Origin of the sequence: Virgisporangium aurantiacum (assembly GCF_016863635.1) — a bacterium.
Classification (GTDB): Bacteria; Actinomycetota; Actinomycetes; order Mycobacteriales; family Micromonosporaceae; genus Virgisporangium; species Virgisporangium aurantiacum.
Genome location: NZ_BOPG01000022.1, coordinates 23,936 through 39,870 on the forward strand (window position 1 = coordinate 23,936; position 15,935 = coordinate 39,870).

The 15,935-nt window shown below is 71.1% G+C and carries 15 protein-coding genes and 1 other RNA gene; 8 read left to right on the plus strand and 8 right to left on the minus strand.

The features are described from left to right. Positions 1-3 precede the first annotated feature (3 nt). Positions 4-1,884, plus strand: coding sequence for a glycoside hydrolase family 127 protein (locus Vau01_RS16320; protein ID WP_203993071.1), 1,881 nt, complete (start codon positions 4-6; stop codon positions 1,882-1,884). Here the strand turns inward: Vau01_RS16320 and recQ are convergent. From recQ to Vau01_RS16345, 5 genes are all read right to left on the minus strand, one after another. Further along, positions 1,868-3,682, minus strand: coding sequence for a DNA helicase RecQ (recQ, locus tag Vau01_RS16325; RefSeq protein WP_239151628.1), 1,815 nt, complete (start codon positions 3,680-3,682; stop codon positions 1,868-1,870). The genes Vau01_RS16320 and recQ overlap by 17 nt on opposite strands. A 10-nt stretch (positions 3,683-3,692) precedes the next feature. Next, the gene (locus tag Vau01_RS16330; RefSeq protein ID WP_239151629.1) at positions 3,693-4,382 is read right to left on the minus strand and encodes an HAD family hydrolase; all 690 of its coding nucleotides are present in this window, start codon (positions 4,380-4,382) and stop codon (positions 3,693-3,695) included. 11 nt (positions 4,383-4,393) lie between these two features. Further along, entirely contained in the window at positions 4,394-4,843 is a 450-nt protein-coding gene (locus tag Vau01_RS16335) for a YdeI/OmpD-associated family protein (RefSeq protein WP_203993074.1), read from the minus strand. Positions 4,844-4,917: 74 nt separating this feature from the next. Next, positions 4,918-7,458: a M64 family metallopeptidase gene (locus Vau01_RS16340; RefSeq protein WP_203993076.1), complete on the minus strand. Its 2,541-nt coding sequence runs from the start codon at positions 7,456-7,458 to the stop codon at positions 4,918-4,920. Positions 7,459-7,498: 40 nt separating this feature from the next. Next, the gene (locus Vau01_RS16345) at positions 7,499-8,827 is read right to left on the minus strand and encodes an amidase (protein ID WP_203993079.1); all 1,329 of its coding nucleotides are present in this window, start codon (positions 8,825-8,827) and stop codon (positions 7,499-7,501) included. A gap of 41 nt (positions 8,828-8,868) precedes the next feature. Here Vau01_RS16345 and Vau01_RS16350 point away from each other — a divergent pair, with 41 nt between their 5' ends. Both Vau01_RS16350 and Vau01_RS16355 read left to right on the plus strand, forming a co-directional pair. After that, on the plus strand, positions 8,869-9,390 hold the full coding sequence (locus Vau01_RS16350; RefSeq protein ID WP_203993082.1) for a hypothetical protein: 522 nt from the start codon (positions 8,869-8,871) through the stop codon (positions 9,388-9,390). Next, positions 9,390-9,596 carry an RNA-binding S4 domain-containing protein gene (locus tag Vau01_RS16355; protein WP_203993084.1) on the plus strand — a complete coding sequence of 69 codons (207 nt, stop codon included), beginning with the start codon at positions 9,390-9,392 and terminating at the stop codon, positions 9,594-9,596. The genes Vau01_RS16350 and Vau01_RS16355 overlap by 1 nt, the downstream gene beginning before the upstream one ends. Positions 9,597-9,602: 6 nt before the next feature. Here the strand turns inward: Vau01_RS16355 and Vau01_RS16360 are convergent, their stop codons facing one another. After that, on the minus strand, positions 9,603-10,337 hold the full coding sequence (locus tag Vau01_RS16360) for a GntR family transcriptional regulator (protein ID WP_203993087.1): 735 nt from the start codon (positions 10,335-10,337) through the stop codon (positions 9,603-9,605). A 214-nt stretch (positions 10,338-10,551) separates the two neighbouring features. Here Vau01_RS16360 and Vau01_RS16365 point away from each other — a divergent pair, with 214 nt between their 5' ends. Then, entirely contained in the window at positions 10,552-11,109 is a 558-nt protein-coding gene (locus tag Vau01_RS16365; RefSeq protein ID WP_203993088.1) for a hypothetical protein, read from the plus strand. A gap of 426 nt (positions 11,110-11,535) precedes the next feature. Here the strand turns inward: Vau01_RS16365 and Vau01_RS16370 are convergent, their stop codons facing one another. Continuing rightward, complete coding sequence (locus Vau01_RS16370) at positions 11,536-12,309, minus strand: sulfite exporter TauE/SafE family protein (protein WP_203993090.1); 774 nt, start codon at positions 12,307-12,309, stop codon at positions 11,536-11,538. Between the two features lie 117 nt (positions 12,310-12,426). Between Vau01_RS16370 and Vau01_RS16375 the strand changes: the two genes are divergently transcribed. After that, a complete protein-coding gene (locus tag Vau01_RS16375; protein WP_203993092.1) occupies positions 12,427-13,065 on the plus strand; it encodes a DUF4232 domain-containing protein in 639 nt (212 codons plus the stop codon). Here Vau01_RS16375 and Vau01_RS16380 read toward each other — a convergent pair. Then, complete coding sequence (locus tag Vau01_RS16380) at positions 13,062-14,339, minus strand: serine/threonine-protein kinase (protein WP_203993094.1); 1,278 nt, start codon at positions 14,337-14,339, stop codon at positions 13,062-13,064. The genes Vau01_RS16375 and Vau01_RS16380 overlap by 4 nt on opposite strands. 11 nt (positions 14,340-14,350) lie before the next feature. Here Vau01_RS16380 and Vau01_RS16385 point away from each other — a divergent pair, with 11 nt between their 5' ends. The 3 genes from Vau01_RS16385 (at position 14,351) to Vau01_RS16395 (ending at position 15,934) form a co-directional block, all read left to right on the plus strand. Next, entirely contained in the window at positions 14,351-14,899 is a 549-nt protein-coding gene (locus tag Vau01_RS16385) for an RNA polymerase sigma factor (RefSeq protein ID WP_203993096.1), read from the plus strand. 15 nt (positions 14,900-14,914) lie between these two features. Next, positions 14,915-15,307: RNase P RNA component class A (gene rnpB, locus Vau01_RS16390), an RNA gene on the plus strand. Between the two features lie 69 nt (positions 15,308-15,376). Further along, positions 15,377-15,934 carry a Uma2 family endonuclease gene (locus Vau01_RS16395; protein WP_203993098.1) on the plus strand — a complete coding sequence of 186 codons (558 nt, stop codon included), beginning with the start codon at positions 15,377-15,379 and terminating at the stop codon, positions 15,932-15,934. Position 15,935 lies beyond the last annotated feature (1 nt).

The following is a 15,935-nucleotide window of genomic DNA, read 5'->3' on the forward strand; positions in this document are numbered from 1 at the left end:
AATATGGCACCCGTAGTTCCCCGATCGACCGACCACACCGCGGTGCGGCCCCTCGACGTCGTCATCACCGACGGCTGGTGGGCGCAATGGCAGCGCGACAACCGCGAGGCCACCACCCCGCACGCGTTGCGCTGGCTCGAACGCGACGGCTCGGTCGAGAACCTGCGCGGCATCGGAAGCGGTGCCGCCCACCGCGGCTTCTGGTTCAGCGACTCCGACCTCTACAAGACGCTGGAGGCGCTGTCGTGGGACCTCGCCCGGGGTTCGTCGGAGGCGGTGGTCGCGGCCGTCGCGGAGCTTACGGCCGTTATCGGACGCGCGCAGCAGAGCGACGGCTACATCAACTCCTACGTGCAGGGCGGCCACGAGAAACGCTGGGACGACCTGACCAACGGCCACGAGCTGTACTGCATCGGGCACCTCATCCAGGCCGGCGTCGCCGACCACCGGTCCACCGGCGGCGGCGAACTGTTCGCGATCGCGCGCCGGGCCGCCGACTGCGTGGTGCGCGACTTCGGCGAGCACCGGCGTCCCGACACCGACGGCCACCCCGAGATCGAGATGGCGCTCGTCGAGCTGTACCGCGTCACCGATGACCGCTCGTACCTGACGCTGGCGCAGCAACTGATCGACGTGCGCGGCCACGGCGTGCTGGAGCCGCACCACTTCGGCTCCGCGTACTTCCAGGACTCCACGCCGGTGCGCGACGAGACCACCGTCGTGGGGCACGCGGTGCGCGCGCTGTACCTGCTGTGCGGCGTGGTCGACGTGTACCTGGAGACCGGCGAGCGGGCCCTGCTCGACTCCGCCGTGCGCCAGTGGGAGTCGATGCACGCCACCAAGATGTACCTCAACGGCGCGGTCGGCTCCCGCTTCGAGGGCGAGGCGTTCGGCGACGAGTACGAACTTCCGCCCGACCTCGTGTACGGCGAGACGTGCGCGACGATCGGCAACATCATGTTCTCGTGGCGGCTGCTGCTGGCCACCGGCGAGAGCCGGTACGCCGACTCGATCGAGCGCTCGCTGTACAACCTGTTCGCGGCGAGCACGTCGGTCGACCGGCTCGGGTTCTTCTACAACAACCCGGCCCAGCGCCGGTCGGAGCGTCCGGCCGCGCCCGCCGACGAGCGGCCGACCCGCGCCGACGCCCCCGGCACCCGGCCGGCCTGGTTCAAGTGCGCCTGCTGCCCGCCGAACATCATGCGCACGGTGGCGTCGCTCGGCGGGTACGTGGCCACGCACACCGGCGACGGCGTGCAGATCCACCAGTACCTCCCGGCCACCGTCTCCGCCGGTCCGGCGACGCTGGAGATGCGCACGACGTATCCGGCGGACGGCACGGTCGAGCTGACGGTGACCGACCTCGAAAGTCCACAGTGGACGCTCGCGCTGCGCGTGCCCGACTGGTGCGCCGACCCCACCGTCACCGTGAACGGCGAGCCGGCCGACGCCGTGCGCCGCAAGGGTTACCTGGAGATCAGCCACTACTGGCGGGTCGGCGACACCGTCACGCTCACCCTGCCGATGCCGGCCCGGCTGACCGTGCCGCACCCGGCCGCCGACGCGCTGCGCGGCACGGTGGCGATCGAACGCGGCCCGATCGTCTACTGCCTGGAGAGCCCCGACCAGGAGCCCGGCGTCGACCTCAACCACGTCGAACTGCTCGTCGACCGTCCGCTGAACGAGGAGACGCGCGACGGGACCGTCGTGATCACCGCGACCGGCGTCGCCCGCGACGACTCCCCCTGGGCCGGCCGGGGCTGGGCGACGCTGGGTGAGCAGCCGGCGGCCGGTGGCCGCGAGGTGACCCTCACCGCCGTGCCGTACCACCTGTGGGCCAACCGCGGCCCGTCGGTGATGCGGGTGTTCATCCCGGTGCAGTGAGCGTGTCCAGGACCTGCTGGCCGAACCTGGCCAGCTTGTTCTGGCCCACGCCGCTCACCGTGGCCAACTCCGGCAACGTCGTCGGGTTCAGCGCGGCGATCGCGCGCAGCGTGGCGTCGCTGAAGACGATGTACGGCGGCATGCCCAGCTCCCGGGCCACGCCGGTGCGCCACGCCCGCAGCTTCTCGAACAGCGGCACGGCCTCGGCGGGCAGGTCGACCACCGGCGCGGCGCTCTTCGACCGGGAAGCCTTCGCCGCGGCGCGCTCGGACTCGCGGCGCATCATCACGGTCGCGTCGCCGCGGAGCACCGACGCGCTGCGGTCGGTGAGCACCAGCGTCCCGTAATCGCCCTCGACGGCGAGCAGCCCCTGCGCCAGCAGTTGCCGCACGACGCCGCGCCACTCCGCCTCGCGCAGGTCGGCGCCGATGCCGAACACCTTCAGCTGGTCGTGCCGGAACTGGGTGACCTTGTCGGTCTTCTTGCCGAGCAGGATGTCGATCGACTGGCCGGCGCCGAACTTCTGGCCCCGCTCGCGCTGCAGGCGCAGCACGGTGGACAGCAGTTTCTGCGCGGCGACGGTGCCGTCCCACGCCTCCGGCGGCTGCAGGCACGTGTCGCAGTTGCCGCACTTCCCGTCGGGCTGCTCGCCGAAGTACGCGAGGATCTGCCCGCGCCGGCACTCGACCGTCTCGCACAGCGCCAGCATCGCGTCGAGGTGCGCCGACATGTTGCGCCGGTGGGCGAAGTCGCCCTCCGAGGTGTCGATGAGCCGCCGCTGCTGCACGACGTCCTGCAGCCCGTAGGCCAGCCACGCCGTCGACGGCAGCCCGTCGCGACCGGCCCGGCCGGTCTCCTGGTAGTAGCCCTCCACCGACTTCGGCAGGTCGAGGTGCGCGACGAACCGCACGTCGGGCTTGTCGATGCCCATGCCGAACGCGATCGTCGCGACCATCACCAGCCCCTCCTCGCGCAGGAACCGCGACTGGTTCGTGGCCCGGGTGAACGCGTCGAGCCCGGCGTGGTACGGCAGCGCCGGAATCCCGTTCTCCTTCAGGAACTCCGCGGTCTTCTCCACCGACGCGCGGGACAGGCAGTAGACGATCCCCGCGTCGCCCCGGTGCTCGGTCTTCAACAGGTCGAGCAGCTGCCGCTGCGGGCTGTTCTTCGCCACGATGCGGTACTGGATGTTGGGGCGGTCGAAGCTCGCGGTGAAGTGCCGCGCGTCGCCGAGGTTGAGGCGGGTGGCGATCTCGGTGCGGGTCGCCATCGTGGCGGTCGCGGTGAGCGCGATCCGCGGGACGTCGGGCCACCGCTCGTGCAGCATCGACAGCTGCAGGTAGTCGGGCCGGAAGTCGTGCCCCCACTGCGACACGCAGTGCGCCTCGTCGATCGCGAACAGCGAGATCTTAGCGCCGTCGAACAGGTCCTGGGTGGCCCGCGTGCTCACCCGTTCGGGTGCCACGTACAGCAGGTCGATCTCGCCGTTGCGGAACGCGTACTCGACCAGGCGCCGCTCGTCGGGATCCTGCGTGGAGTTGAGGAAGCCGGCGCGCACGCCGAGCGTGCGCAGCGCGTCCACCTGATCCTGCATCAGCGCGATCAAGGGTGAGATCACGACGGCCACGCCGGGACGCACGAGCGCCGGGATCTGATAGCACAGCGACTTGCCGCCGCCGGTCGGCATCAGGACGAGCGCGTCGCCACCGTTGCTGACATGGTCGATGATCTCGGCCTGCTCGCCCCGGAAGCCGGCGTACCCCCAGACCCGGTTGAGGACCTCCACCGCGGTTTCCACCCGGGCGATCCTACGGGGTCGGCGCGGGGCTGGGTTCCCCCAGCAACTCGGGCAGCTCCGCGAGCGAGTCGATCACCGGCCCCGGCCAGGTGGGCAGCGTGTCCCGGAACTCCACCGTGCGGAACACCGTCATGCCGGCCGCCGCCGCGCCGGCGAGTTCGTCGTCGGACCCGTCGCCCACGAACACGCACTCCGCCGGCGCGACGCCCAGCCGCCCGGCCGCGAGTTCGTAGATCGCCGGATCCGGCTTGGCCAACCCGACCGCGCTGGAGAAGATCGCGATGTCGAACCGGCCGGCGAGCGGGCTGTGCGGCCAGGACTCCGCCGTCTCCGAGGTGGCGTTGCTGACCAGCGCCAGCCGGTGCCCGCGCGCCCGCAGGCCGTCGAGCGCCGCCAGGATGCTCGCCGGCACCAGCCCGAGCAGCCGGTCGGCCAGGCCCCGGCGCAACGCCGCCGCGCGGCTCACCTGCTCGTCGGTGGGCGTGACGCCGAGCCGCCCGGCGATGATCTGCACCGTCTCCTCGACGCTCCACCGCACCAGCCGGTCGTCCCAGGACTCGCGGTAGGCGGCGACGAGATCCGCCGGCGCGATCCCGAGAATCGTGGCCATCTCCCCGACCACCCGGTCGCGCCGCCCGTCGGCCCCGTCGATCAACGTGTTGTACAGATCAAAGATCACCGGCCGCCCCACGGAGGCCATGCTATCCAGGCTCAGCGGGCCCGGCCCTCGCGGAGCATCGCGATCGACTTCGCCACGCGGGCGGCGCGCGTCTCCGCCTTCTTGGCGCCGGTTATCTGCTCGGCGTGCCAGCGCTGGTTGCTGTACGACATGCCGCCCCAGAACTCCTTCGCGCCCGGGTCGGCGTCGAGGGCCGCGGCCAGGTCGGCGGGCACCTCGATCTCACGCGGGGCGGTGTCGAGCTCGATCTCCAGGTCGAGCAGGTCGCCGGCCGTGACCCCGGCGGCCGCGCGCCGCTCGGCGCTGACGCCCAGCCAGTACTCCCCGCCCATCTTGGCGATGGAGCTGCGGAACGTGTAGCCGTTGACCGTCACCACGACCTTGGGGCGGCCGCCGCCACCGAGTTCCTCGACAAACGCGTCGGGGATCTGGAACCCGGTGGTGTTGCCGCCCGTGGCCTGCAGTTCGCCGCTGAACTTCACGCCCCCAGCCTAACCCCGGATCTTGGACTCCCTGCGGTGCCATGGGCCCGTGGGGAGTCCAAGATCCGGACGGCCTAGCAGCCGGCGCGGGCGCCGCGAACCGTGTTGGGGGCGCCGAAGTCGCGCACCGGTGCGCTGTTGCCGGAGCAGCTCAGCGCGCCCGTGATCTGGTTGCCGACCACCACCGGCCCGTACGCCCCGGCCAGCCGCGAGTAGCGCTCGTTCGCCGTCACCTGGGTGTTGTTCGCCAGCATCACCGTGCCGGAGAAGCGGTTGCCGGCCAGGGTGATGTCGCGGCGGGTGCCGGTGAGCACCACCGCACCGCCCACCGTCGACCCGAAGAGCTGCACCGCCTGGGCGTTCGTCGACACCAGCGTGCCGCTCACCGTCGAGTTGCGGACCACCAGCGAGGCGCCCGCCCGCACCGTCACCTGCCCGGTGACCTGGGCGTTCGTCAGGCACGTCACGCCCGACGCGGCGTTGACGGAGGACTGCCGCCCGGTCAGCGTCCGCGTGCAGGCGGGCGAGGAGCCGGGCAGCACGGTGGCCCGGTACGAGTCCGCCGGCCCGACGTTCCCGGCCGCGTCGATGGCGCGGTGCTCCACCGTGTGCGTCCCGAAACCGGGGACGAACCGGCCGCTCGGGTGGTCGTCCGGCAGGGTCTGTTCGAACGTCGCCCGCGACAGCCCGCCGGTGCCGAGGTTGCCGTACGTGAGCGCCTTCACGCTCGTGCCGGAGTGGCGGAACTGGAACGGCGAGGCGGGCATCGGCTGCTCGGGGAAGCCGAAGTAGTTGAACCAGCCGTCGCGGTCGAGCCGCAACTGGCCGACCACGTACCGGCCGGCCTGGTTGTCGCGCGGGTCGAGCCACATGTCCCAGCCGTCGAAGTACACCGGGTGCTCCACCCCGCCGGCCAGCGTCGTCAGCGGCGTCGACAGCCGCCGCGGCGCGGTCGGCGCCGCGTTGTCGACGGTCCATTCCCGGGTGGCGGTCTGGCTGGGGTCCGCGGGGTCGGTCACGGCCACGGCCAGTTTATGAACCCCATTGGACGGGCGCAGAGCACCCAGATCCACCCGGCGACTGTTGTCCGGGTTCGGTACGGGCTGCCCGTCGAGCGACCAGGCGACGCTGAGCACCCGGTTGGTCGGGTGGTTCGTCTCGACGAAGACGACCTCGTCGCCGGCCACCGGTTGGCTCGTCATCGTCGAGTTGGTGATCTGCGCGGCGGGCGGCGACGCGACCACGCCGGGCGCGCCGAGCGTCCACTGGCGGGTCTGCGTGAACCGGGGGCCGTTGTAGCCGGAGTCGGTGGGTGAGTTGCCCGTCGACGGGTTACGCACCCAGTCGGTGCCGGCCGGCCCGACGGGGTCGCGCACCTCGACGCTCACGACGGTGCCGGGCGCGAGGCCGCGCGTCTCCAGGCTCCGGCTGTTGTTCGTGGGCAGCACCGCGCCGTTCGCCCGCCAGGTCACCTGGAGTTCGTGGTAGCGCGGGTGCCCGGTCTCGACCCAGAGCACGCCGTCGGACGGCACGGTGCCCAGCGGCGTGTGCCGGATCGCCATCTGCCCGGCGTTCCGCATGCCGGTGATCCGGGCGACCATGTGCTCGCGGCCGATCTGGTCGAGGTCGAAGCCGATCCACCGCATCATCGAGTGCTCGCTCGGCCGGCGCTGGCCGCACGGGAACATGCCGCCGCCCTCGTGCAGGCCGACGGTTCCGCCGGACAGGCTCTCCTCGCCCACCCAGCGCCACCACTTGTGCTGGTCGGCGACCATCTGCCCGGTGCTGGTGTAGATCGTGTGGTGGAAGCTCGTCGGCTCGGCGCCGGTGTAGCAGGGCCGTACGACGTCGCGCGACGAGTACGGGTACTCGTCGAGCAGCGTCCCGAGCGAGTGGCCCAGTTCGTGCAGCGAGATCAGCGGACCCTGCGGCGAGCCGCCGGAGGTCGTCGCGCTCGTGCCGCCGATGCCGCCGTACGTGAACGTGTTGAAGATGGCGAGCGTCTGCACGTTCTGTGACGTGCGCGGAATGCCGAGCACCGGCATCACGTAGTTGTCGAGGATGCGGTTGTGCGCCTGGTTGCCGGTCTCGCACGGGTTCACGCCCGGCGGGTAGTAGGCGGTATCGGCCGCGCAGTTCAGCGGCGCTCCGCCGTAGACGGTGCCGCGCGCCAACGGGTCGGCACACCCGTTCTGGAAGATCATGCGCAGCGCGGTGCGCTTGCCGTCGATCGGACCCTCGCGCACGCCGGTGTCGCGGATCGTGCCGTCGGGGTTGCGCACCCGCCCGTCGGGGTCGCACCGCACGCCGTAGTCGATCGATGCGATCTCGACCGCGTAGACGTTGATGTAGTTGCGGTAGGTCCGGAACGGCTCGGTCGCCCACATGACCGCCAGGTTCCGGTCGACGTCGGCGAGGAAGATGCTCTGCTGGTCGGCCTGGTACCCGTCACCGAGAATGATGAGGTTGAGCCGCTCGGCCGGCGGCCCGGTCACCTGTACCGGATGCACCTTCGGGTCGGGCAACGGGGCCGCCGCCTGTGCCGCCGTGGGGATCGCGACCTGCAGCGCGGCGATCAGGCCGGCCACCGCGAGGAAAACAGTTCTGCGGTTCATGGAACCTCCTCCGAAGAGCCCGGCCGGCATCATCGTATGTCTATGTATTCGGTGGCCGCCAGCCTCCCGACGCACGCTCCACAATGGACGCTGCCGCCAGTGCCAGGTCCTCCCGCCACGGCGCGGCGGCGATCTGCACGCCCACCGGCAGGCCGTCCGGAGTCGTGCCGGCCCGCACCACCACCGCCGGGTTGCCGAGCAGGCTCCAGGTGAGCGTGTACGGGATGCGGCCGGCGTCGGCGCCGTGCGGCACCGCCGGTTTCTCCGCGGCGGGCGAGACCACCAGCGGGTACTCGTGCAGGAACGGCAGCATCCGGCGGCGGAACCGGTCCCACTCGAACAGCGACCGCTGCACGTCGATCGCGGTCAGCTCGCTCGGCTTTCGGTCGGCGACCCACTCGTCGGCCGAGTCCGACTCGGGCCGCCGCCAGTAGTCCCGCGTGATCGGGTACACCTCGTCGAGGCCGGGCGGTGTCGCCCGTTCGACGACGAGCCCGGCCGCTTCGAGCGCCCGCGCGGCGTCGTGGGTCGCGGTGACCACGGACGGATCGGGCGTCGTACCGGGATGGTCGACGTAGACCGCCACGCGCATCCCGCTCAGCCCGGCCGCGTCGGGGTCGGCCAGCGGCACGGGTACCGCGCTCGGGTCGGCCCCGTCGGGTCCGGCGATCACCCGCAGCACGAGCGCGAGATCCTCGACGTGGCGGGCCAGCGGACCGATCACCGTGCGGGGATCGGTCAGCGCGCAGATGAACGGGAAGTGCCCGGTGAGCGGCACCCGCCCGGTGGTCGGCTTGAGCCCGGCGACCCCGCAGCAGTGCGCCGGTTGCCGGATGCTGCCGCCGGAGTCGCTGCCCAGCCCGAGCGGCGAGCCGCCCGCGCCGACGAGGGCCGCCTCGCCGCTGCTGCTGCCGGCCGGGCTGAACCGCGGATCGTAGGGGTTGTTGGTGCGGCCGTACGCCTCGTTGTCGGGCCCGATGCTGGTCTTGCCGAGCACGATGCCGCCGGCCGCCCGCATCCGGGCCACCGCCGTCGCGTCCCGGGCCGGCATCCGGGCCCGCCGGTCGGCCCGCCCACCCGCACAGGGCAGGCCCGCCACGTCGATCCAGTCCTTCACCGTGAACGGGACGCCGTGCAGCGGTCCCCTGATCTCCCCGCGGGCCGCCGCGCGGTCGGCGTCCTCCGCCTCCGCCAGCGCCGCGTCCGCCCGCAGCGCGACGATCGCATTCAGCGCAATGCCGCTCCCCGCGCCGGTCTCTCCGGCGGTCTCCGCTATCCGCTCCAGGCAGGCGGCGACGACCTCCCGCGACGACAACTCCCGGGCGGCGATCCGCCGGGCGATCCCGGCGGCCGATCCGAAGGCCCACATCCGACCCATCATCCTCACCGGTGCCCCCGTAGAGTGTCGACGTGCTCGACTTCATGCCCGCGGCCGATCAGCTGTACCGGCAACGCGACCGCCTGCGGGCGCTGGTCGGCCAGCGGGTCACGGCCGGCTGGACCGGTTGGACCGGTGACCGCATGGTTCCGGGCGCCCCGGTGGTGCTGGCCTTCGAGGGCGGCGAGCAGCTCGAACTGGCCTGGCAGAAGTGGGACGACCTGTCCATCACCTGGAACACCGTCGACGTGGCCGAACCCCGCGGGTACGAGTGGCGGCCGGCGGCCCCCGCCGAGCTGGCGGCGATCGTCGACCTGCCGGTCACCGCGATAGACGTCTCCGAAGGCCCGTACTTCAACGACGTCGACCTGGTGGCCGGCGGCCCGTTGCCGATGGACGCCGTTGCCGGTTGGGTCGTGGACGGGTTGTGGCTGGAGACCGGCGAAACCGGGCTGCTGGTCCACAACGGGGCCGACACGGTGGCGCTGAGCCCGTCCCCGATGATCCCCACCCACGACGGCCTGAGCCGGACGACCCCGCTGGAAGCCTTCTGATGCGCGAAGTCCCCATCACCACCGACACGATCCGCCTCGGCCAGTTCCTCAAGCTGGCCGATGTGGTGGAGGTGGGCTCCGACGTCAAACTCCTGCTGGAGGACGGCGCCGTGACGGTCAACGGCGAGGCCGAGTCCCGCCGCGGCCGGACCCTCACCCGCGGTGACGTGGTAGCCGTCGACGGCACCGAGCTCCGGGTGGCATGACGCCGGTCATTGCCGGCATGCCGGTGCGAGCGGGTACGTGTCCTCGATCTCCTGCCGCAGCACCAGCACCGAGGCGAGCACCGGCTCGCCGGCCGCGGTGTACGCGGCGACGGTGACCGCGAGAACCGGGTCCTCCTTGTCCATGTCGAGCAGGTCGGCTTCCTCGGGCGAGGGTCGGCGGGCGGTCGTCCACTCGACCGCGTAGTCGCCCCGGATGCCTTTTCGCGCGGCCAGATACGCGAGCAGACTCCCCCGGATCGGTTCCGGCCGGCCCGCTTTCGTGCCCGCCGCCACGTCCACCGGCACGTAGAGCGTCACCAGGTCGACCGGGCCGTCCGCGCCCACCGTGCGCCGGCTCCGCCGGTAGACCGGCGTCCCCGCCACGACGTTCAGCATCTCGGCGATTCGCGACTCGGCCAGCACCGCCACCACCGACAGCAGCTCCACCGCCCTCGACTCGTCGGCGTCGAGCGCCGCCCGCACGTACGCCGGCACCGTCCGTCGCGCGGGCGGCCGACCCCGGACGAAGTTCGCCTTACCCTGCTGGGACTCGATCCAGCCGTCCAGCTTCAACGCCTGCAACGACTTGAGCACGGTCGCCCGGGACACGTCGAACTCGCCGGCGAGCTGGTTCTCCGAGGGCAACGCCGCACCCGGCCGGTAGACGCCGTCGGCGATGCGCTGCCGCAGCGTGTTGAGCACGTGGAGGTACTTGGGTGTTCCGGCCTCGGCTGGGGCCATCGACGTCACCGTCCCTTGAAGGTCTCACGCAGACGTGACGAGACGTTAATGGACGTTCATATAGGTGACAAGCCCTGCCGCCGAGGTCCGCCGACCGGCGATGTACCACTGTGGTACATTCGGCTCCGAACCACCACGGAGGCACGAAATATCAAAGGAGACCCAGCTCATGTCGAAGCGACAGAGTCCAATCCCTCAGGCGGGGGGTGATGACGTGAGACGGTGGACGACAGTCCATTTCCCGTTCGACCAGATGATCAGCATCGCGGGCGTTCTCGTCATCGCGCTCATCGCCACGTCGTCCCGCCTCGGCGGTTCTGGCACCGCGACGAAGGATCGCGCTGTTCAGGTCCGGCTCGAAGCAGACCAGCGAGATTGGCTTCAGCGGCTTGAGGACCACGCCAGCGGCCTGGGTCTCAGAGGCTACACACGATCCAGGATGATCCGAGACGCCGTCGCCGCGTATCTCGCTCCGCTGATCGAGCTGCTGAATCGGGAGGGCAAGCTCGGGAGATCGAGCGACGACCGGCTCGCGACCGACGACAGCTCCGGCAAGGAATTCGGCGAGTCCATGCGCATCCGGCTCGATCACGATCTGGTCGGGCAACTCGATCGGGTCGAGGCCTACGCGCGAGGTCTTGGATACCGACACGTCACGCGGTCCAGCCTCATTCGCGACGCCATCAAGGCCTACGTCACGGGATTCGACAGAGAACTGTCCGCGGATCTCCTGGGGCGAGCACAGTCGGACTCCGTCGCGGAGTCCAACTAAAAACGTCGGGCTCCATTCAGAGAGCCCCTCCCTTCACCTGGAGGGAAATTGTCCGAGTTATCAACGAACCGCCCCGAACAGGGACGTTTCAGTGAGGAGAGCTCGACAGGAAACGTGTCAGATAACAGGAGCCCGGAGGCCACGAGCCGCCACCAGCAAGAGGATCGGCGGGCGAGATTCGACAACGCGATTCACGCCGCCGACGCGAGCGGACAAGCACGAGGAGCGGAAGCCGCGCGAGACTTCAGCACCGGGGTCATGCGCGGATTGGGCGCGCGGGCGGGCCAGGCAATCTGGGATTTCCTGGCGGAACGCCTCCGCGACTCGTGACATAGATTCAAAGCAATCCCCGCGACGGTGTTCGCACCATCCGGCACGCGAACACCGTTGCGGCGTGGTATCCATCGCCGGCGCTCCGACGGAACCTCAGAACGCGCGCACCAACAGCACCACGCCCACCACCACCGCGAAGCAGACGATGATCCAGCGCAGCACGTCACTCCGCAACCGCCGCGCCAACCGGGCGCCGCTGTACCCGCCCGCGATCGTCGACGGGGCGACGATCGCCACCGCCAGCCAGTCCACGGGGCCGAACAGCGCGAACACCACCACCGTGGTGAGGCCGACCGTCGTGGAGATGACGTTCTTCAGCGCGCTGATCCGGGCCATCGTCGACGCGATGACCAGGCCCAGCCCGGCCACCATCATCACGCCCATCGCCGCACCGAAGTAGCCGCCGTAGACGCTCACGGCACCGGCCATCGCGTGCAGGGCGATCCGGCGGCGTTTCGGCGACAGGTCCTGGGGGTGGCCGACCACCGCGCGCAGGCGGTCCTGGAAGGCCAGGATCACGGCGGCGCCCAACACCAGGAACGGCACCACGAAGTCGAACGCGCGGGCGGGGGCGAGCAGCAGCAGCGCGCACCCGGTGCCGGCGCCCGCGATCACCACCGGGATCAGCTCCCACACCGCGCTGCGCCGGTCGCCCACCAGCTCGGCCAGGTCCTTGCGGGTGCCGTAGACGCTCGCCGCGTAACCGGGCACCACCGACAGCGAGTTGGTGACGTTCGCGCTCACCGGGGACAGGCCAGTGGCGATCAGCGCCGGGAACGTGATCAGGGAGCCGCCGCCGGCGAAGCCGTTGACGATGCCGGCTCCGATGCCGGCGACGATGAGCAGGGCGACTTCGGTGGGTTCCATTGCCCGCCGAGATTAGTCGGCCACGCGACAGACGTCGCCGTGAACCGGGTCGCGGCCGGGTGCATCACACCCATCGACATCGAACCCGATGATGAGATGACCCGGAAGGACAATCCGATGCGCGTTACAGCACTGGCGGTCGCCGCCGCACTGACCCTGATGGTGGCGACCGGCTGCACCGACAAGCCCAGGCACCAGGACGGGACGGCCGCACCGGCGGGCTCCCCCTCGGCGTCCACCGAAGGCACGCCGCCCACCGAAAGCGCCCCCACCGAAGCGAGCACGACGCCCACCGGCACCCCGACGAACGTCGGCGCCAACACACCGGCCAAGTGCCAGACCAACCAGCTCACCGGCGACATCGAGCAGTACGCACCGCCGGGCCAGGCCGGGTCGAGCTACCAGGCCCGGGTGAAGCTGACCAACACCGGCAACCGCTGCACGCTGGCCGGCTACATCACCCTCCAACTGCTCGCGAACAACGAACCGCGCGAGACCAAGGTGACGCGGTCCGACGGCGCCGTCGAGACGGTGACGCTCAACCGGGGCGACAGCGCCTGGGCGCTCATCGTCTGGACGTTCCGTCCGAACGCCGACGAGGCCGACACGCAGCCGCTGTGCGGTCCGCGGGCGACCGCCGCGCTCGTCACCCCGCCCGGTGCTTCCGGTTCGATCCGGATCGCCGAGGAGTTCGGCGTGGTCTGCGCGCACGGCGAGATCGTCACCCGCCCGGTGAGCGCAACCCGCCCGTCCTAACGGATTCGCAGCCGGCTCAGCAGCCGGTCGGTGCGGTCGACGGCACCGATCTGCTTGATCTGGACGTAGACGCCCGGCAGCAGCACCTCGCTGTAGGACACGTCACCGCCGGCGCAGCGCGTCCACCGGAAGACACGGGCCTCGCCCGATCGGCGCTCGGGCTGTTGGACACACCCCCGGTGGTCCGGCAGCGCGGGCGCCGTCCCCGTTGCCGGCAGCAGGCCGGCGAACAGGCCCGGCGTGCGGCTGGCCGGATCGTCCCATGTGGACAGATCCGGCCCCACGAGCACCGCCGGCTGCTGTCCCGGCGGTAGGCGCAGAACGGCGGGCTCCCAGCCCGCGTCCCGGAATTCCTTTGCCCAGGCGGCCGGGACCGCGACCGACACCCGGCCCGACGCGTCGGCCACGCGGGTGAGGCCGGCGTCGGGGCCGGCCGCGGCCGCGGCCGGAACCAGCGCGGCGGCCGCGGCCATCGCCAGCACGGCCGCCGCGCGAAGGATGCGGCGCCCACGCGGCTTACTGTCCATTGTGGACGCGAGTGAGGTCGCAAATGCGTCGGCGGACGGAAACCGGTCGGCGGGACGGGGTTTGAGCGCCTTCGCGACGACCGCGTCGACCGCGGGCCGCACCGACGTGCGGACGCCGGCCTTCGCCGGCGGCGCGCCGGTGAGCATGTGGTACAGCAGCGCGCCGATCGCGTAGACGTCGGCCCGCACGTCGATGCCACCGCCCGGCACCGCCTGTTCCGGCGCCATGTAACCGGGCGACCCGGCCACCACCGTGAACCCGGACGCGTGCGCGATCGCCTTGGCCAGGCCGAGATCGGCGATGAGGGTGCCGCCGTCCTCGTCCAACAGGATGTTCGACGGCTTCAGGTCCCGGTGGATGACGCCCGCCGCGTGCAGGGTCGCGACCCCGCGGGCAATCTCGACCGCGATGCGCACCGCGTCCCCGGTCGGGAGCCGGCCGTTCCTCAGCTTCTCGGCGAGCGTCCCGCCGGACGCGTACGTCATCACGAAGTACGGCCGCCCGTCGGGCAGTTCGCCGACGTCGAAGACCCGCACCAGCCGGTCGGAATCGGCGCGCCGCATGACCTGCGCCTCCTGCGTGAACCGGCTGCGCACGTCGGCATGATCCGACCAGTTCTCCGCGAGCACCTTGACGGCGACGAGCGAGTCGAGCGCATCATCGTCGGCGAGCCACACGGTGGCGAACGCACCCGAGCCGAGGCGCTCGCGGATGCGGTATCGACCGATGACACTGGGGACCGGCATGCTTAGGCATTATGGGGGCTGACGATCTGGTGGAAGACCTGGCCCGTCGAGCGGCGGCCGGCGACAAGGCGGCCCTCGACGACCTGTTGGGCCGGGTACGCCCGACGGTGCTGCGACACTGCCAGCGCCTGTTACCGTGCCGGGAGGACGCCGAGGAGGCGTGCCAGGACGCGTTGCTGCAGGTGGCACGCACGATCGGCAGGTTCGAGGGCCGGTCGCGCTTCACGACGTGGCTGCACGTGGTGGTCGCGAACTGCGCCCGGCAGACCTATCGTTCGCTGAAGCGTCGCTCCCTGGAGCGTTCCGCGTCGTCCGTTCCGGTCGATATCGTGGACCCGCGGACGACCAGCGTCATCGCCGGTTCCCGGCTCGACCTGCTCGACGCCCTGGAGCGGCTGGAGGCCCACCGCCCCGAGCTGGTGACACCATTGGTGCTGCGGGACATCTGCCAACTCGACTACGACGAGATCGCCGTGCAGGTGGGCGTGCCGGTCGGCACGGTGAAGAGCCGGATCCATCACGCGCGGGCCCACGTGCGGCGGTCGTTGTCGTCTCTATAATGGCGCTGCGATGGACGAGTTGGCTGGGCGACCGCGTCGGCACCCGTGAGGATGCCGCCGAGGAACGTCCGGGCTCCACAGGGCAGGGTGGTTGTCAACGGCAACCCGGGGCGACCCGCGGGAAAGTGCCACAGAGAACAGACCGCCGGCTCCCTTGGGGGCCGGTAAGGGTGAAACGGTGGGGTAAGAGCCCACCAGCACCCCGGGTGACCGGGGTGGCTCGGTAAACCCCACCCGGAGCAAGGCCAAGAGGACCGACCCACGGGAAGGTCTGCGCAGGCGTTCGAGGGCTGCCCGCCCGAGCCTGCGGGTAGGCCGCTAGAGCCTGTCGGCAACGGCAGGCCGAGATGGATGGTCGCCAGCCCGCTTCGGCGGGTACAGAACCCGGCGTACAGGCCAACTCGTCCGTCGCCCATTCCGTGGGACAGCGCCGGCCGTGGCCGGCTGTGGGAGCATGGTCGAGGAGGTGAACCGCCGATGAGTGTCGCCGTGCTGGATCCGCACCCGGGGCCGTGGACCGAGGCCGAGTATTTCGCGCTCGGCGAGACGCCCAACCGGATCGAACTCTTCGACGGGAGTCTGGTCGTGAGCCCCGCGCCGAGCAAGCGGCACCAGCGGCTGTCCATGGTCCTCGCGTACACGCTCGACCGGGCCGCCGAGGCGGCCGGCTTCCTGGCGTTCGAGGCGGTCAACGTGCGGCTCGGCGCCGATCGGATCGTCATCCCCGATCTGGTGGTGGCCGACACCGACACCGAGGGAACGTTCATCGAGGCGGCCGAGGTCGTCCTCGTCGGCGAGATCGTGTCACCGGGCAACGCCGGAAACGACCGGCTGTTGAAGATGCAGCTCTACGCCGCCGCGAAGATCGAGTGGTACCTGCTCGTCGAACCGGGCCAGACCGGCGTGGCGACGCTGCGGCTGCTGCGCCTCGACGGTGACCACTACGTCGAGCACGTCACCGTCGGGGCCGGCGAGACGCTGGCGGTCGAGTCACCGTTCGCCTTCCGGGTCAACGTCGACGAACTTCCGTCCTGAC

Coding starts and splice junctions, on each gene's coding strand:
- Vau01_RS16320 (WP_203993071.1), top strand. CDS start 4: ATGGCACCCGTAGTTCCCCGATCGACCGACCACACCGCGGTGCGGCCC.
- Vau01_RS16330 (WP_239151629.1), bottom strand. CDS start 4,382: ATGGCCTCCGTGGGGCGGCCGGTGATCTTTGATCTGTACAACACGTTG.
- Vau01_RS16340 (WP_203993076.1), bottom strand. CDS start 7,458: ATGAACCGCAGAACTGTTTTCCTCGCGGTGGCCGGCCTGATCGCCGCG.
- Vau01_RS16345 (WP_203993079.1), bottom strand. CDS start 8,827: ATGTGGGCCTTCGGATCGGCCGCCGGGATCGCCCGGCGGATCGCCGCC.
- Vau01_RS16355 (WP_203993084.1), top strand. CDS start 9,390: ATGCGCGAAGTCCCCATCACCACCGACACGATCCGCCTCGGCCAGTTC.
- Vau01_RS16360 (WP_203993087.1), bottom strand. CDS start 10,337: ATGGCCCCAGCCGAGGCCGGAACACCCAAGTACCTCCACGTGCTCAAC.
- Vau01_RS16370 (WP_203993090.1), bottom strand. CDS start 12,309: ATGGAACCCACCGAAGTCGCCCTGCTCATCGTCGCCGGCATCGGAGCC.
- Vau01_RS16375 (WP_203993092.1), top strand. CDS start 12,427: ATGCGCGTTACAGCACTGGCGGTCGCCGCCGCACTGACCCTGATGGTG.
- Vau01_RS16380 (WP_203993094.1), bottom strand. CDS start 14,339: ATGCCGGTCCCCAGTGTCATCGGTCGATACCGCATCCGCGAGCGCCTC.
- Vau01_RS16385 (WP_203993096.1), top strand. CDS start 14,351: ATGGGGGCTGACGATCTGGTGGAAGACCTGGCCCGTCGAGCGGCGGCC.
- Vau01_RS16395 (WP_203993098.1), top strand. CDS start 15,377: ATGAGTGTCGCCGTGCTGGATCCGCACCCGGGGCCGTGGACCGAGGCC.